Source organism: Rariglobus hedericola, from assembly GCF_007559335.1.
GTDB lineage: Bacteria > Verrucomicrobiota > Verrucomicrobiia > Opitutales > Opitutaceae > Rariglobus > Rariglobus hedericola.
In genome coordinates this window covers 1,497,905-1,514,706 of sequence record NZ_VMBG01000001.1, presented here as the reverse complement: position 1 = coordinate 1,514,706, position 16,802 = coordinate 1,497,905, and the positions used below count along the sequence as shown (strand labels likewise).

Genomic DNA, 16,802 nt, shown 5'->3' with positions numbered 1-16,802 from the left:
CGCAGAGACCACAGAGATCGGATAGCTGCTAGTGACTCGTTGCTAGCAATTAGTGCTGTCTGCTACCCGTCTATCTGCCTTTTGGTTTTAGGCCGTCCTCCGTGTCCTCTGCGCTCTCTGTGTTAAAAATTCCGACTTCTCTTGGTTCCGTCAGTCCTCTGTTACGCTGTCCTCAGTCTTTCCGTCCGCTGTCACCTTCAGGTTTCATCCCTCAGGTTTCAGGTTTTTAGCCGCGCGTGGCGCGGCTAGCATCTGACCGGCATCACCAGCTGCGTGCGGCGCAGCCAGTTGATGAGCAGCGGGCTCGCGACGAGAATCGTATACGCAGCCAGCCACGGGCTGCGTCCGAGGAAAACGTAACCGATCACGGCGGTCGTGAGGGTCGCGACCACATAGCCGGCCATAAAACTGGTCATGGCGATGGCTGTCGTGATGCCGATGACGATTGCCGACAAGGCCACGACCGGCGGCAGCATGCCCAGCATCAGGCCGGCCAGAAAGGCCGACGGTGAAAGCGTTTCTCGGTCGGTATTTCGTCCCCGGCATTGGATCCACAGCACCACGAGCAACGTGAGAAATGTAGCCGCTACCGGCGCGAGTTTTTGCAGAGCGGTGGGTTTGTCCACGACCTCGAAGGCGGTGGTGATCAGCATGGCGGTTACAAAGCCGCGCACCGGATCGATCCACACGATTGGCAGCTTCCACCAACGACGGCGCCGCTGATTCGATTTCTCCCGCGTGACGACTCGGCTCCACAGCCCCTCGCAGCTCAGGTAGCGGCACTCACTGTTGATCAGCAGGCGGGGTGGGATGAGTCCGAAAAAAAGTCCGCACAAGAGCGGCAACCAGTGAATGATCATGTTTGTCCGAAAATGGCATAAGGAAGCCAAAGCTTCTGATCAATTATGATCGGAGAGGCGCGGGTGCTGTTCGATGTAGGGCCTGATCTTGCGTCACAGGCTGTGATGGGTGGGGGCGCCGTGCGGAGGCACAATGACGGAACGGCCTCACGCGAGGTGAGGCCCTACGGTCAAGCACTGCGGTGCGTGTAGGGCCTGACCTTGCGTCAGGCCGTGTTCGGGGCAGGTCGGCTGAAAAGGTAGGGCTCGACCTTGTGTCGAGCCGCGACGTAGTTTGGCGATCATGGCCGAATTGCCTGTGCGCCAAACTGAACGTCTTCGGAGCGGTCGCGTTTCAGTTCCGGGTGCGCGGTATTTTATCACGGCGTGTGTCGCGGGTCGTGAATCCGTGCTGGCGGGGGATGCACCATTGAAACGAGTTTTGGCAGGGATCAACGAGTTGACGCTGGCGGGTGACTGGCGGCTGCTCGCGGCTACGGTTATGCCGGATCATGTGCACATCTTGTTTACGTTGGGTGAGCGTTTACCGCTTGATCGCGTGATCGCGAAATTGAAGTCGCGTGCTCGTATCGCGGATGCGGTTTGGCGCTGGCAAGCGAATGTGTTTGAGCATCGCTTGCGCGCCGACGAAGACGCGGAGGATTACGCATTTTATATCTTCATGAATCCGTATCGGGCTGGGCTCATGGCCGTGAACACCCGGTGGATGGGATGGTTGAGTGGTGCGGACGCGCGCTGGCGGTTTGAGGAGGGGTTGAGCACGGATGGAGCGCCTTCGGTTGAATGGCTGGATCACGTCAAGGACGTGGACGCCTGCATCCAAATTTCGACGTAGGGCCTGATCTTGCGTCAGGCCTTGATCGGTTGTGCCGAGGCACGAAGGACGGAGCGGCCTCACACAAGGTGAGGCCCTACGGGGCTACCTCGTCCGTCCTCAGTCCTCTGTCCTCCGTTCTCGGTCCTCTGTCCCCCTGGCTAGTGACTAGTGGCCAGACCCCAGTAGGGTGGTGACGGTGCGGATACAGGTTTTACACAGGTAAACACCCTAGTTGCAGTCATTGTGCATTGCATGTGCTGTTATGGACGGAGGTAACTGTTCATTCGATTATGGAAATCAACTGGCTCCTGTTTCTTCCGGCACTGCTGCTCGTGTTTTATCCGTTGGATAATTGGCTTCACGGCCATCATGTGCGACTGCGTGATTATGAGCGCCTGCGCGAGGACCGGCTGGACGCGCCGGATGCGTGGTGGCGGCAGCCTTGGTTTTGGGTGGACCCTTTGCGGGCGTTTGCTGGCTCCTGGCTTTTGCGCAATGCCTGGGTGATCGAGCCGCCGCTGCCGGGGCTCTGGCGTCATCTGCCGCTCCTCGCGACCGTTGTGGTGCTGGCGTTGGCCGTCGGGGTGCAGATGCACACCCGTCGCGATGATGGCGTCTTGTTTGCCCCCGTGGGTTACACCGCGGGGATCGTTTTTGGCTTAATGCCGCCCGAGGTTGCCATCTTGGTGGTGGTTTTGGCCGGCGCCTGCCTGATGGCGTTTCGAGGCTGGGGAGCGTTCTTTTTCTGCGGTTCGGCAGCGGCGGGGATCTTTGGATACCTGATTCTCAAAGTGGATGTTTGGATGGCGGCCACGGTGCTGCTCCTGATTGAACCGCTGTTATTAAGCCTGCTGGTTCGCCGTCAGCTCCGGTTGCCGATTTCACGAGGAGAGCTGGTCGTTAGAAAACTAGGAACTAGTTGAACCTGAAATCTGAAATCTGAAACCTGAGACCGGAGGCGGGGAGGCCTGAATGAGAAACGGCGCACGACTGCCTCCTGAGATCGGAGTTTTAAACACAGAGGGCACAGAGGACACGGAGTGCGGAATGACTGAGCACGGACGAATCCGATAGGCGGAGATCGCTGTATTTAAAACTCCCAGTTCAATACCGGTTTAACGCAGAGAGCGCAGAGCCCGCAGAGATCGGATGTGACCGACAACCCATCCGTCCGCCCTCAAGTTTCACAGCTTCGTCCGTCCTCCGTGCTCTGTCCTCTATTCTGTCTCTTCTCAGTTCTCCGTAAATCTGTCCTCTGCGTTCTCGGCGACCTCTGCGTTTAAAAATCCTGATAAACGGTTCCGTCCCTCCGTATTGCTCCCTCGCCCGCCCAAAGGGCACCCGCGCTCACTCACCCATTCCGCTCACGCTCCAGGGCCACATGCTTCGCATGTGACCATCTCCGCCTCTCGGCTCCGTCTGTCCTCAGTCTTCCGTGACTCCGTCTTCCGTCCTCAGTCCTCCGCGTTCTCCGCGCCCTCTGCGTTAAGAATTCCGGGTGCGCGCGCTTCGCCCTGATGAACCAAACTCATTTTGTTCATTTTGAATTGAACTCGATGAAACCACTCGGCTTAGTGAGGGAAGTTAGCTGGTAGTTCACGATTGATGTCACGATCCACCCCCACGTCCAATAGCCGTTCGCCGCTGCCGGTTGCCGATCCTGCCGTGCGACGGGCGTCCCGCTCTCCTTTTGGCGGGACCCGTTCGGCTGTTTCGACCGACCCTTCTGAGTCAGGTTTCAAGTCTCAGGTTTCAACCCTCTCCATCGGTGAACGTGAAGTGATCGCGATTTTCGTGCAGATGTCCCAAGCACTGGGTGCACCGCGCTCGCTGGGGGAAATTTACGGGCTCCTGTTTGCCACACCGGAGCCACTACCGTTTCAGGAAATCGCCGATCGTCTCAAATTGAGCAAAGGATCCGTGAGCCAAGGGCTGCGGTTCTTGCGCACGGTGGGGGCAATCAAGCCGGTGGTCATCGCCCAGGATCGACGTGAGTTTTTTGAACCGGTGGTGGAGCTGCGAGCCCTGGTCGGTGGTTTTTTGAAGGAACGCCTGAACCCGCAACTGGAAGAGTGGGGTGCTCGGGTTAAGACGCTTCGCATTGAAGACTTCGCGAAGGCGGAGGAGGGAAGACGGGATACGGATGACAGAGGACAGAGGACGGAGGACGGCGAACAGAAGACGGCGGTGGCGCTTAATTTTAAACTTTCGTCTTCAACTGCGGCGACCGACCAGCAAGAGACGCTATCCAACCGCCTCGATAAGCTCAAAACGTGGCACAAGCGCGCCAACACGGTGTTACCCATGATCGGCAAGTTGCTAGGGTAGGGTCGGTTACCGTTGGCTGCAACGGGCTCATTTTTGTCAGCGATCAGAAAAGTCGAATTTCAATACCTCGGTTATTTCCTTCGGGAAGTGACGGGGCGAAGCTCGGTTGTTTTTAAAAGATTTTTATAAAAACGCATCGTATATAATGAGGAAATTTTTACTATGCTTCTTAGGGGGCGGATTGATTTTAGCTACAGGCTTTCAGTTTTTTGGTTTAGCCAATCAACGAAAAAACTTAATCTCACCTGATGTTAGCCGGCTGATTCCCAATTCGATTCCTGGTTGGTTGGTGGAAGATAAACCTATCGCGGAGTCTCCTGAGATGCAGCGTGCCGTGAGTGAGGTTCTTAATTTCGATAGCGCTGTGTTTCGGGTATATAGAAGAGGTAGCGATGAAATAACGGTTTATATGGCATATTGGCTTCCGGGGAAAATACATCCACAAGGCGTTGATGCTCATACTCCTGATATTTGTTGGCCTAATAATGGTTGGAAAATGACAAAGCTTCCCAAGCTCACTGACCAAGTATTAGAATCCGGTCGTTCTTTGGCAGTGCCCAATAACCGGCGATTCATGGCTGGAGGTCAGGATCTGACCGTCCTTTTTTGGCATATTAACGGCCATAAAATTCGTCAGTCGTTCAGCGTATTTGAAGAGGGAATGGGCATGGTTGAGCGCACGAAGCGCCGAATCTATCAAGTGTGGACTTCGGTCACCACACCAGCACAGCAGCAGCTCTTTATCCGCATTTCGAGCAATCGAGATATTACACAGCAACTTAATGAACCTCCGATACGAGCCTGCACCGGACTGATGGACCGTGTTATAGGTGGTGAGAATTTATATACTGTTAAGCAATGAAGGCAGTTATTCTTAGCGCCGGATCGGTTCCTCATGAAATTACGGCCCTCTTCAGGTGCCCATCGGTTGGCTTGATTCCAATCAATGGACGGCCGTTGATCGCATTACAGATAGATTTTCTGAAACAGCTCGGTGCCACCGAGATCAGCGTTGCCCTACGCAGCCGAGACAGCCGTCTGCGTGAATATTTGGCCCAATATGCCCGATTGTTCGAGGTGCCGGTCAGTATTGTGGAAATTACTTCAGATCGCGGTCCTGGTGGCACCATGGTCGAGGCGCTCTGTCCTGAGGATTTTGAAAAAGGCGCACTGGTCCTATTGGGTGATACATTGATCGAGCGCGACGGTTCCTTTAAGCTGGGTTCTGAGAACGCCGTCTTTACTTCACCGGTTGAGGAGCCTCAGCGGTGGTGTATGGTTTCGGCTGCGGGCGATGGCTCGGTCACCGCGCTCGTGGATAAACCCTCCAGATCGGATGCAGAGGCCGAGGCGGCGGTCGGCTGTTACTGGTTTGGCCGTGTCGATGCCGCCACGTGGAGCGCAATCACGCAGATTCCTGGTGCGCGCATTGAAATCTCCGCGATTCTTGAGCGTGTGCGGATTGCCCAAGGACTTTCTCGGAGGCGCATCACAGGCTGGCTCGATTGTGGAAACGTCGATCTTCTTGTGGCCACACGTCGCAGGATGATCGCCGCGCGCTCGTTTAATTCCTTAGTGATCGACGAACTGCGAGGGACCGTTCGCAAGCGTTCCACCCACGGCGACAAGTTTCGCCATGAGATCAATTATTACCGCCTGCTGCCGCATGACCTCGCGGTGTTTTTCCCTCGCCTGATTTCACATGAGACTTCCCAGCCCGACGCTCATGTGGAACTCGAGTATTACGCCTACCCAACTATCAGTGAAGTTTACATCTACGAGGAGTATGGGGACTATTTTTGGACGGCCGTGATCGACAAGTTGGGGGCGGTGCTGGCCGAGTTTTCAAAACGACGGGCGGTCATTACGGCGGCGGATTGCGCGGCGTTTTATACTTCGAAACTTTCCCGCCGGCTCGGCGACGCCCGGGCACAATCAGGTGAATTAGGCCGACTCCTGGAGCTTGATGAAATAAGGATTAACGGAGCCGTGATGCGCGGCGTTCCCGCCCTGTTGGATTCCCTCCTGAAGGAACTGGCCGGCTTGAGTCGCAACGTGACGGGCTCCGTGATTCACGGCGACCTCTGCTTTGCCAACATCCTGCTGGAGCCCCTCAACAAAACGCTTCGGCTGATTGACCCTCGCGGGTCATTCCACGAAGTCGGCGTATTCGGCGATGCCCGTTACGACTATGCCAAGCTCTGGCATTCGGTGGACGGACATTATGACGCCATCATCAACGATATGTTTAGCGTTCGGGTGACGGGTGATGCCGCCGAGTTCGACTGCTACCGGCCACGCGCCCGTGAACATGTGCTTCGCCGACTCGAGGCGATCCTTCCCGCAGGGATATCAAAACGTGAAGTGCGTCTCATTGAGGGGAGCCTATTCCTCTCCATGTTGCCGTTGCATGCAGACCACCCGCGTCGCCAACTGGCCATGTTGCTCTCCGGCATTTGTATTTTGAACGAAGAGCTCTAAAGCACTTTCCTGAATTTTTATGAAAATCTGCATCGATATCGACGGCGTGCTTTGCACTCTCCGCCAGCCTGAAGAAACCTACGCGCAAGTGCGTCCGCTGCCGGGCGCAGTTGAAAAGCTCCAGGCGCTCAAAGCCGCCGGCCATTACCTCATCCTCAACACCGCGCGCCACATGGCGACTTGCAACAGCAACGTCGGCTTGGTTGTCGCCCGCCAGGGCAAAACCCTGATCGACTGGCTCGCGGAACACGGATTCGTCTATGACGAACTCTGGTTCGGCAAGCCGCATGCCGACGTTTACATCGACGACAACGCCTATCGTTTCACGGGCTGGGATAAAATTGCCGGTGATGGCTCCGATCTTCCGGTCAGCCATGAGAAACGCATGAAAGCAGCCGCGCCCGTTGTTTCATCCGTTAAATGAACGTTGTCATTCCCATGGCGGGGAGGGGATCCCGTCTTTCGGCACTCGGCGCTCCCAAACCACTGGTTGAGGTGGCGGGCAAGCCCTTGCTGGCTTGGTCAACCCGCTGGCTGGCCGGCCTGCCCGAGGCCCGGGTGACTGTGATCGCGCTTGAGGAGCATGAGCGTGATTTTGGGCTGGTGGCTACCGTGGCCGCGCACATGCCCGGCGCGGGATGTCTGCTGATCCCCGAGGTGACCCAAGGTCAGCTTTGCACCGTGCTGTGCGCCGCAGAGCGACTGGATACGGATGCACCGCTGCTGATTGCGCCGTGCGATACGATGATTGAAGGTCCGCTGCCCGTCCCGGCATCGCTGACTGGTTCCGGCAACGCTGATGTGCGCGGGATTGTCTCCGTTGCATCCATGCCGGGAGACCGTTGGAGCTTTGCCGATTGCGATGCCGATTGGAACGTAAGTCGCGTGACGGAAAAAGTGCGCATCAGTGAATGGGCCAGCACAGGGCTCTATTATTTTGCGCATACCGGACGTTTCCTTGAAGACGCCCGGCGGATGGTGGAAGGAGATGAGCGTGTTAAGGGAGAATTTTATGTCATGCCCCTCTACGGCCGCATGCTGGCGCGGGGTGAACGCATCAAAGCGGTGCCGGTTCATGCGATGCATGATTTAGGCACTCCTGAGGCGCTCGCGCTATTTGAGCAACAATTGAAAAACTCATAAACGGATTGAGTATGCAACAAACCAAGCGTTTATATATTTCGCTTCTGGTTCACGAAAAACCTGAAGTGATCATGGATCAGCTCAGGAACTTCAGACGTTTCGCACCGGGTGCAGTCGTGGTTGTGCACCTATCGTTGGGCTTCAATCCCCCTGAGTCATTCATAGCTGAGGCAAAGGCGCTGGGGCAGGTGTATTTTAATCCCGAGAGCGTGGCCACCAATAAGGTGAACCTGCTTTACCCTCATCTGCTGAATATTAAACATATTCTGACTCTTGCTCCGGCCGGGACTGACTTTATTTCATTTCAGGCATCGAACGATCTGTTGGTGAGGCATGGTCTGGAAGAGCACTTGCAGTCCTATGATGCCGGGTATTTTTCGGATGGGTATTTGGATGAAAAAAACGAGGCGGTTTATGCCACCCGGGTCCGTGAGGATCAGCCCTTTCTGGATCTTCTGAAATCCTTGAATTGCCCGATTATTATAAAGTCTCAGATCGAAGGCCTTTACGCGCAGGTGAAGGATTTACGCGCGGTGTTGCAGATTATTGAAACAGCGAACTTTGATATGTCGGCCAAGAGATCCTATTTTGCGGAGGAAGTCATGTTGCCGACACTGCTGCATCATGTGCTCGCCGGGCGCGGTCGTATGGGATTGCCGTATATTTTGTCGGAGATTGCGATACAGATGAAGTATATCGAAATCCGACATCGATTGCTGGGTTATAATATTTTTGCCCGTGCATTCGGTCGGATACTCAAGATTATCGGACCTGTTTCCATAAGCAAGGGGCTGGTAAATCGAATTAGGCGTGAGGATTTGGGGTGGTATTGCTTTTATGGTAAAAGCTTAAATGTTCGCCGTTTTGCTGTAGCCCATTCTTTTGGTGTTAAACGTATACCTCGGGATATCGATGATCGTTTGCGTAAATACATAGCATCATTTAACTAAAGTGTTTTGATACATACATTATGAAAGCAGTCATTCTTGCCGGCGGTCTTGGCACTCGGATTAGTGAAGAGACTCACCTTAAGCCCAAGCCCATGATTGAGATCGGCGGCCGTCCGATTCTTTGGCATGTGCTCAAGTGTTATTCGTCCCACGGTATCAATGACTTTGTCATTTGTGCCGGCTACAAGGGCTATGTGATTAAAGAATATTTCGCCAATTACTTCCTTCATATGTCAGACGTTACATTTGATATGAAGGAAAACCGCATGGAGGTTCACCAGCGCCGCTCTGAGCCTTGGCGCGTGACGATCGTCGACACAGGTGATTCAACTATGACCGGCGGCCGTCTCAAACGTGTCCGTGATTACTTGGACCACGAGACGTTCTGCTTCACCTACGGCGATGGTGTGGGCAATGTAGACATTACCGAGTCTATCGCATTTCATAAACGCGAAGGGCGCAAAGCTACGCTGACTGGCGTTCAACCTCCTGGTCGTTTTGGTGCATTGGATCTTATTGGTAATCAAGTGAATAGCTTTCAGGAAAAACCCGATGGTGATGGCAGCTGGATTAACGGTGGCTTTTTCGTATTAGAACCCTCGGTTATCGATTTGATCGAAGGTGATTCTACGACATGGGAGAGGCAGCCGGTGGAGGCGCTGGCTAGGGCTGGGCAACTTGGTATCTATAAACATGCTGGCTTTTGGCAGCCAATGGACACTCTGCGGGATAAACAGCTTCTCGAGGAGCTATGGGCTAGTGGCAAGGCTCCTTGGAAAGCTTGGGGGTAAATCTCCTATTCGAGTTAGTGCACATCTAAGACGGTCCGAAGTATTAGTTGCAATATGAGCACGAATTTAGGAAGTCATGGAAAATTTTTGAATGTCCAAGCACTGCGTTTTGTTGCTGCGGCTCTTGTCTTATTAACGCACCTTAAGTTTGCAACCGGGTATACAGGCTACTTACTATTAGATGGTGGATTTGGGGCTGTCGGTGTAGATGTCTTTTTTGTCATAAGTGGTTTTGTGATAAGTTTGTCTGCTAGTAAAATTGGGTCGAATTATAAACTCTTTTTTGCGCATCGCATTGCACGTGTTGTTCCGTTGTTTTGGTTTGTGTCGCTATTTTTAGTAGCAAGGGCATTGTATTCCAATGAAGGTTTGTGTTTACAGCGACTATGGAACACGGTTATGTTTTTACCGATCTTTGATTTTGACTCACTCTCTGGTCATTATCATGATTACGGATGGACGTTGTCATTTGAAGTTTGGTTTTATCTTATATTTGGGTGTGGAGTAGCATTTTTCGGTGCTCAACGAACAGTGTTCATGGTTCCTGTTTTTTTGGGTGTTACTGTAATCTTTATCTTTCCGTTGTATGACTGCAGTTGGTTTTTGCCGTCATTTTTATTTAATCCCATGGTTCTTGAATTTTGTTCCGGTATACTGCTATTTAAATACATTGATAGGCTGAATAAGTTTGTATTTATTATATGCGTGTGTGCTTTGCCTATTTTTACATACGGTGTTTTTGTGACTGAGAGGCTTGGTTGGCATATTGAAGTATTGGCTGATCACCTATTGAGTTTTTATCGATTACTTATCTGGGGTGGGTTTGGTTTGTGTGTCACATTGTGTGCAGTATACGTAGATAAAATTAAGGGCTTGAGATTTCCAGGTTTTGTGATTTATTTAGGTGATGCTTCGTATTCTCTGTATTTGATACAGCCGTTTGCGCTTTTAGTTGCACGAAAGGTCTCTTTGGGTAGCAGTGTATTGGCAGGAGTAGCTTTCGTTTTTATTTCTATTTTGGGTGGGCTTTTAATGTATGGAATTATTGAGAGGCCTCTTTCATCGTGGTGCCGATCCGTCCTTGAGAAAATGTTCCATGTAAAGCGGCCAGTAATAGTGCCATTAATAGCCCAATAAAATTATTGAATAGTAGCTTCGTCGCGTTGTTCTAAGCAATGGGCAAATCAAAATCGATTCGTAGTATTCTAGAAATTGAAATCTGAAATTAAACCAAGTGCGGCCTTCTGCGGCGTGTATAGAAAAAAACGCGTTTTACTTACCGGCCACACCGGTTTTAAAGGTTCATGGCTTGCTGAGTGGCTGATTTCACTTGGTGCTGATGTCACCGGGTTTGCGCTTCCTCCCTCTACTCAACCGTCGCTGTTCACTCAATTGGGACTCGATTCACGACTCCGGCACATCGAAGGCGACGTTCGTGACCTTTCCGCCGTGCGCAAAGTTGTGGACGACACAAAGCCCGAGTTTATATTCCATCTCGCAGCGCAGCCTTTGGTCCGGCTCTCTTATGATCAGCCTGTCGAGACATATGCGACTAATGTCATGGGCACGGTGAACGTGCTTGAGGCGGTGCGTCTCGTCCACCGTCCGTGTAGCGTCGTGGCCATCACCACCGACAAGTGCTACGAGAACAAGGAATGGGTGCATAGTTATCGGGAAGAAGATCCGATGGGCGGTTACGATCCCTACAGCTCGTCCAAGGGAGCCGCGGAGCTAGTGATCGCATCTTACCGGAAATCGTATTTTTCGGCCGCCGACTCCCCGATCAAACTCGCCTCGGCGCGTGCCGGCAACGTCATCGGCGGCGGGGATTGGGCATTGGATCGCATTGTGCCCGATTGTATCCGTGCGCTGCAGCGCGGAGAAACCATCCCGGTGCGCAACAAGATCGCGACCCGCCCCTGGCAGCATGTGCTGGAGCCGCTCTCCGGTTATCTCTGGCTAGGTGCCTGTTTGCATAACTCTGAACTCACAGCTTTTAGCTCACAGCTCCCTGGCGCTTTTAATTTCGGTCCGGCTCTCGCTTCCAACCGCACGGTGGCCGAACTCGTTCAGGAAATCCTAAAACACTGGCCAGGTGATTGGACGGACAAGAGCGATCCAAAGGCTGTTCACGAGGCCAAACTGCTCAACCTCGCCACTGACAAGGCCCATCATTTCCTTGAGTGGTCCCCTGCTTGGTCTTTTGGCACAACCATTGAGAAGACGGTTGATTGGTATCACAATGCAATCGTTGCGGAAGCAGAAGCCGCAAACTGCACCAGACAACACATCAACGAGTATTCGGAAGATGCCTTCAAAATGGGTATCCGTTGGGCAAAATAATTTTTCTACAATAAACATGAGCACTTCAAAAATCGAAGGAGTCGTTATCACGCCATTGCGTCAGATCCCGGATGAACGTGGTAAAATTATGCACATGCTGCGTGCTGATGCGCCGCATTTTAAAGCGTTTGGCGAGATATACTTCTCGTGTGTAAATCCAGGTGCGATCAAGGCTTGGCACATACACAAAGAAATGACCCTTAATTATGCCGTGGTGTGGGGGAATATAAAATTTGTTTTATACGATGATCGCGAGGGGTCCCCTACAAAAGGCGTTTTGCAGGAACTTTTCATTGGTGAGTCCAATTATTGTTTGGTAACGGTTCCGCCTTTTGTTTGGAACGGATTCAAGGGGATTGGAGAAAAGATGGCCATAGTTGCTAATTGCACGGATATCTCCCATCGTGCTGATGAAATAGATAGAATGGATCCGTTTACCCAAAAAATCCCCTATTCCTGGGATATCAAACACGGGTAAGATGAGAATATTAATCACAGGGGCCGCAGGTCTTTTGGGCAATGAACTCGTTCAATCAGTTCAAGCAAAGGGATGGGAATCTATCGCAGCATCAAGAGTGGATTGGGACCTGGCAAAGCCGGAGGAAGCGGCGTATTTAATTGGCAAATATAAGCCCGATGTCACTGTTCATTGCGCAGCAGAGACTAACGTCGATAAATGCGAACTTGAGCCGGATTGGGCCAAACTGATCAACGAAGACGCGACCGCGGCCTTGGCTGCAGCGATTCAAGCAGCCGGATCGAGGCTCGTTTATATCAGCAGTTGCGGTATTTTTTCAGGTGACAGTCGCGTTTCCTATTTGGAAACCGACATTCCGAAGCCTCGAACCATTTATGCAGCCAGCAAATATCACGGGGAGTTGAGGGTGCAGGAAACTAATCCTGATTTTCTAGTCTGTCGTGTAGGCTGGCTCTTTGGAGGAAGTCTGACCCAGAAAAAAAACTTCGTCGAAGCCCGCCGTAAAGAAGCGCTTACGGGTAAGCCAATGATGTCGGCCAATGATAAGTGGGGTAGTCCTACTTGGGCAAAACATGCGGCTGATCGAATTGTTGATTTGATTGATATCTCCGCCGGCGGGGTGGCGCATGTTGCCAATGCCGGGGTTGTCAGCAGGCACGAGTATGTTTGTGGCATTCTTGCCGCCTTAAATTCGACAGCCACTGTGCAAGCGGTGGATTCCTCCAACTTTAAACGTGCTGCGCCCGTTCCCGATTTCGAAGCGATTTCCAGTGTGAGAAATAAAGATTGGGGGATGTCTCCTCTCCCCAGCTGGCAGGAAGCGTTGGCAGACTACGTTAAAATATACGCCGCTATCAAAACTCCGTGATGAATCTAATACTGGGTGCCGGCCTGTCTGGCCTTTCATGTTCCTATCATTTGGGCCATGAAAATTGCATTATTCTTGAAAAGAGTCTGCACGCCTTTGGACACCTGCATGCCGAGTATAGGGATGGCTTCACCTGGGATCAAGGACCTCATGTATCCTTTACCAAGCACGATTATGTGCGAGAGTTATTCGCTAACAGTGTAGGTGGAGAATTTGAGGAATACGCAATTAAGGCGAGTAACTATTATAAGGGGCATTGGATTGATCATCCCGCTCAGTCTTCTCTTTATCAGTTACCCGCGGACCTCAGAGCGGCCTGCGTCAGTTCGTTTCTTGAAAGTCGTTCCTCCGGATTGAGTAATTCTGTTCCGGCTAATTATGCCGAATGGCTTGAACGGGCGATGGGAGCTAAATTTGCGGATACTTTCCCCGCTGCTTATACTAGAAAATACTGGACGCGTGAACCCCGGGAACTTACCACTGAGTGGATTGGTCAAAGGGTGTTTTACCCTGAAATTGATGACGTTTTACAGGGAAGTAAGGGGCCATTGGATCGGAAAACTCATTACATAACCAAAATACGTTATCCTAAAAAAGGTGGATACCAAAGTTTTGTGAAGAGTTTAGCCGATAATGCAAATATCTTGTTCGGCGCAGAGGTTTGCCAAGTTGATTTAATTGAGAAATGTGTATTTACGACGGATGGCTCCCGCTATCCGTATTCGCGTTTAGTAAATACGTTGCCCCTACCGGTTTTTATCTCAATGTGCAAGCAGGCAACGCCTCCTGTTTTGGAGGCATGTCGGCAGTTGAGTTGTTCCCAGTTGATGATCGTCAATGTAACTGCTCCTCACCCAACTAAACGGCCTGAAAATTGGATGTATGTTTACGACGAAGATAAGCTGTCCACCCGAATCAACTGCACGGAAAAATTAACTTTAGGTAATGCTCCAGTTGGTAAGACAGGAGTTCAGGCAGAAGTCTATTTCAGTCGACACAAGCCCTTGTTGCTCAATCCATCTGAAGTCGTCGAGCGGGTAAAAAAAGAGTTGGTTGAAATGGGCTTGGTGGAAGAGGACGCATATCGAAAAGGATTAGTAAATGCATCGACCTCCTATGCACCTTGGGCAAATGTTATTTTCGACCATCAGACAAGACCGGCGCTCTGCGTGATATGGGATTGGCTTGCGGGCTATGGTCTCACTAGAGAGTCTGACGACCTTCATCCCCTCACAGATTGGGAAAAAATCAGTAAGGCCGAGCGCGGCCCCGTTGTAATGGCTGGACGCTTCGGTCAATGGAAATACTACTGGACTGATGATTGTGTGATGCGTGGAAAGCACATTTTTTAATGAAAAGATCTGTCGGAGAGCTTTTCAAAAAGTTGTGGGCTAGTCCAACAGGACTAATATTCATAGCGCATGGACTTAGAATGGCCGGCGGTGTTTTAGTCCTTCCTCTTGCATTAAGGTTGATTCCTAAGCAGGAAATGGGACTTTATTATACGTTTTTGGCTGTTTCTGGTTTAGTTAATCTGTTGGATTTTGGATTTGCACCAGCAGTAAGTCGTAACGCGGGTTATGCGATGGGGGGGGCTGAAAAGCTTACTAGTCATGGAATACCACCCTTGGGAATCGGAGGCGTGAATTTAAATTTGCTTGGTGAGTTAACGACTTCCGTTGAAATCTATTATCGTTGGGCGAGCGCCGTTCTCGCAATTCTCTTGTTTAGTGGGGGGTCTTATTATATATATACTCGTATAGTAGCAGAGTCATTATCCGAATCGCTGATGGGGGCATGGCTGCTATTTTCCTGTGGGCAGGCAGGTCTTTTTTACGCTAGTAGTTGGAGTAATTTATTAATAGGCTCGGGCCAGCTGAGAGCTTTTGCGATCATTACAATCTGGAGTCAATTATTGTCGGTCTTTACACTATGTGTGCTATTGGGATTGAAATCGTCAATCTGGGCATATGGTATTAGTGGTGTATTCACATCGTGTATAAACCTATGGCTTTATAGGCGCTTTTTTCTGAAATTAGTTAATCCCAGGTTGCCTCAAAAGAACTTCTCTAAAGCATTTAATGGTGTGAAGACTCTATGGCCAATGGCTTGGAGGCAAGGGGTTGTAATGCTTGGAGCTTTTATGATTCAACGGACAACTACATTAATTTGTTCATTGAAAGTAGGGCTCGATGAAACTGCGGAATATGGGTTGACTGTGTATCTAATCACCGTGATTTTTCAGATCGCTAGTATTCCTGTGTCTATTGTCATGCCGGAAATCGTTCGACTTAGGATTGTTGGCGACCGGCATAAAATATGGACTCTATTCTTGCCGCGCTTATATTTAGGACTATTCGTGGGGTTGATTTTGGTTTTGATTCTAGCGTTTGGTGGTAATCTTATTCTTGAAGTGATTTCTGCGAAGACTGGAACTGTGGCACAAAGTTTAGTTCTTCTCCTTGGTGCAATTTGGCTTCTGGAGATGCATCATTCCCAGTATGCAAATTTAATTCTCACCGAGAATCAGAACCCTTTTATTCTTCCTTCGTTAATTTCCGGAGTTGCGATAGTTGCATTGGCTTGGTTTGGGGCGGAACGTTGGGGTGTGTTAGGGCTAATACTAGCCCAAGGACTTGTTCAGCTATTGTGGAATAATTGGTGGACTGTATACAGGGCTGTTAAAGGCGTGAGATAAAAAATTTAATGTGACTAACAATAAAAAATTCATTTCTATAGTAATTCCTGCGTATAATCGTAGTGAATATCTCGGTCGCTGCTTGGATAGTGTAATTAGTGCGACATCTGGATTGGGTGTTGGTTTCGAGATTATGGTCGTGGATAACGCAACATTAGGGGATGGCATCTCAGGAATTGTTGCGAAGTATCCGAGTGTAAACTATATCAAAAACTCCGTGAATATCGGAATGTTTGGGAACTGGAATAAGTGTATAGCACTAGCTAGTGGAGAGTGGGTTCATATACTGCATGATGATGACATGGTGGGCAGTGAATTTTATATAAAGTATTTTTCGCTTGCGATAAAATATCCGAAGGTAGTGATGATTGCATCTCCTTCTATTGTAATTGGGCCTGGGGATAACGAAATCTACAAGGTGGCGCCGATCGTAAAAACCCAAGGCGTCCTGGTGGATATTATGCAATTATTGGCCTTGGGGAATTGCTTTCAGCCGCCATCAATCGTCGTCAGGAAAACTGCATATGAAATCGTTGGTGATTTCAATGAAAGCTTTTTTTATACTGCTGATTGGGAAATGTGGGCAAGGGTATGTGCAATTGGTTCTGTTGCATATTCACCGGAACATTTATCGTGTTATCGGGTATCTGATCAGAACGGCACAAGTAAGTTGGAGTTGAGTGGCGTGACCGTAATAGAGTCATATAGAACTTCGCGTGAGCTAATCCTGCGATACGACCTAGGCAATACCAATGAACTTTGTAATGCCGCTGCGCGGCAAGTAATTCTTTCCGGCATCAAAACTGCAATCCGTGGCTTGGCTCGAGGTAATCTGACATTATTCGTGAATCAGATCCATGCTGTTATGGAGGTTGCGTGGCTAAGTTTTAGAACGCAATCGATGGTTGCTGGTAGCAATATTTGATTTGTGCTATAGTTCGCATTTGGAAAAGTTTTGTCTTTATGGAATTTATTTTGTGTGAACCATTAATTTAATATAAGTAGTTGGGGGTGGGGGCGGGGCTGGGAAATCCGATTTTTAGCC

At 50.6% G+C, this 16,802-nt stretch carries 17 protein-coding genes; 16 read left to right on the top strand and 1 reads right to left on the bottom strand.

Features of this window, described 5'->3' with window-relative positions; genetic code table 11:
* Positions 1 to 245: 245 nt before the first annotated feature.
* Positions 246 to 860, bottom strand: coding sequence for a hypothetical protein (locus tag FPL22_RS06625; protein WP_144229313.1), 615 nt, complete (start codon positions 858 to 860; stop codon positions 246 to 248).
* Positions 861 to 1,143: 283 nt separating this feature from the next.
* Between FPL22_RS06625 and FPL22_RS06620 the strand changes: the two genes are divergently transcribed.
* The 16 genes from FPL22_RS06620 to FPL22_RS06545 all read left to right on the top strand — a co-directional run bounded on the left by FPL22_RS06620 (position 1,144) and on the right by FPL22_RS06545 (position 16,682).
* Positions 1,144 to 1,695 (top strand): transposase, encoded by a 552-nt coding sequence (locus FPL22_RS06620; RefSeq protein ID WP_144229312.1) that lies wholly within the window; start codon positions 1,144 to 1,146, stop codon positions 1,693 to 1,695.
* Between the two features lie 272 nt (positions 1,696 to 1,967).
* The gene (locus FPL22_RS06615) at positions 1,968 to 2,600 is read left to right on the top strand and encodes a hypothetical protein (protein WP_144229311.1); all 633 of its coding nucleotides are present in this window, start codon (positions 1,968 to 1,970) and stop codon (positions 2,598 to 2,600) included.
* Between the two features lie 682 nt (positions 2,601 to 3,282).
* Positions 3,283 to 4,005 carry a GbsR/MarR family transcriptional regulator gene (locus tag FPL22_RS06610; RefSeq protein WP_144229310.1) on the top strand — a complete coding sequence of 241 codons (723 nt, stop codon included), beginning with the start codon at positions 3,283 to 3,285 and terminating at the stop codon, positions 4,003 to 4,005.
* Positions 4,006 to 4,150: 145 nt separating this feature from the next.
* Positions 4,151 to 4,867 carry an exosortase-associated EpsI family protein gene (locus FPL22_RS06605; protein WP_144229309.1) on the top strand — a complete coding sequence of 239 codons (717 nt, stop codon included), beginning with the start codon at positions 4,151 to 4,153 and terminating at the stop codon, positions 4,865 to 4,867.
* Positions 4,864 to 6,486 carry a sugar phosphate nucleotidyltransferase gene (locus tag FPL22_RS06600; protein ID WP_144229308.1) on the top strand — a complete coding sequence of 541 codons (1,623 nt, stop codon included), beginning with the start codon at positions 4,864 to 4,866 and terminating at the stop codon, positions 6,484 to 6,486. The genes FPL22_RS06605 and FPL22_RS06600 overlap by 4 nt, the downstream gene beginning before the upstream one ends.
* Positions 6,487 to 6,505: 19 nt before the next feature.
* Positions 6,506 to 6,910, top strand: a complete 405-nt coding sequence (locus FPL22_RS06595; RefSeq protein WP_203235126.1) for a hypothetical protein — start codon at positions 6,506 to 6,508, stop codon at positions 6,908 to 6,910.
* The gene (locus FPL22_RS06590) at positions 6,907 to 7,629 is read left to right on the top strand and encodes a glycosyltransferase family 2 protein (protein ID WP_144229307.1); all 723 of its coding nucleotides are present in this window, start codon (positions 6,907 to 6,909) and stop codon (positions 7,627 to 7,629) included. The genes FPL22_RS06595 and FPL22_RS06590 overlap by 4 nt, the downstream gene beginning before the upstream one ends.
* Before the next feature lie 11 nt (positions 7,630 to 7,640).
* Positions 7,641 to 8,579, top strand: a complete 939-nt coding sequence (locus tag FPL22_RS06585) for a hypothetical protein (RefSeq protein ID WP_144229306.1) — start codon at positions 7,641 to 7,643, stop codon at positions 8,577 to 8,579.
* A gap of 20 nt (positions 8,580 to 8,599) precedes the next feature.
* Positions 8,600 to 9,370, top strand: coding sequence for a glucose-1-phosphate cytidylyltransferase (gene rfbF, locus FPL22_RS06580; RefSeq protein WP_144229305.1), 771 nt, complete (start codon positions 8,600 to 8,602; stop codon positions 9,368 to 9,370).
* A gap of 54 nt (positions 9,371 to 9,424) precedes the next feature.
* The gene (locus FPL22_RS06575) at positions 9,425 to 10,507 is read left to right on the top strand and encodes an acyltransferase family protein (RefSeq protein ID WP_144229304.1); all 1,083 of its coding nucleotides are present in this window, start codon (positions 9,425 to 9,427) and stop codon (positions 10,505 to 10,507) included.
* Positions 10,508 to 10,582: 75 nt separating this feature from the next.
* Positions 10,583 to 11,713, top strand: coding sequence for a CDP-glucose 4,6-dehydratase (gene rfbG, locus FPL22_RS06570; protein ID WP_238991326.1), 1,131 nt, complete (start codon positions 10,583 to 10,585; stop codon positions 11,711 to 11,713).
* Between the two features lie 16 nt (positions 11,714 to 11,729).
* Entirely contained in the window at positions 11,730 to 12,191 is a 462-nt protein-coding gene (locus FPL22_RS06565) for a dTDP-4-dehydrorhamnose 3,5-epimerase family protein (RefSeq protein ID WP_144229303.1), read from the top strand.
* A 1-nt stretch (position 12,192) separates the two neighbouring features.
* Entirely contained in the window at positions 12,193 to 13,059 is an 867-nt protein-coding gene (gene rfbD / locus FPL22_RS06560; RefSeq protein ID WP_144229302.1) for a dTDP-4-dehydrorhamnose reductase, read from the top strand.
* Positions 13,059 to 14,411, top strand: coding sequence for a protoporphyrinogen/coproporphyrinogen oxidase (locus FPL22_RS06555; RefSeq protein WP_144229301.1), 1,353 nt, complete (start codon positions 13,059 to 13,061; stop codon positions 14,409 to 14,411). The genes rfbD and FPL22_RS06555 overlap by 1 nt, the downstream gene beginning before the upstream one ends.
* Positions 14,411 to 15,757 carry an O-unit flippase-like protein gene (gene wzx, locus FPL22_RS06550; protein WP_144229300.1) on the top strand — a complete coding sequence of 449 codons (1,347 nt, stop codon included), beginning with the start codon at positions 14,411 to 14,413 and terminating at the stop codon, positions 15,755 to 15,757. The genes FPL22_RS06555 and wzx overlap by 1 nt, the downstream gene beginning before the upstream one ends.
* A 10-nt stretch (positions 15,758 to 15,767) precedes the next feature.
* Complete coding sequence (locus tag FPL22_RS06545) at positions 15,768 to 16,682, top strand: glycosyltransferase (protein ID WP_144229299.1); 915 nt, start codon at positions 15,768 to 15,770, stop codon at positions 16,680 to 16,682.
* Positions 16,683 to 16,802: the final 120 nt, after the last annotated feature.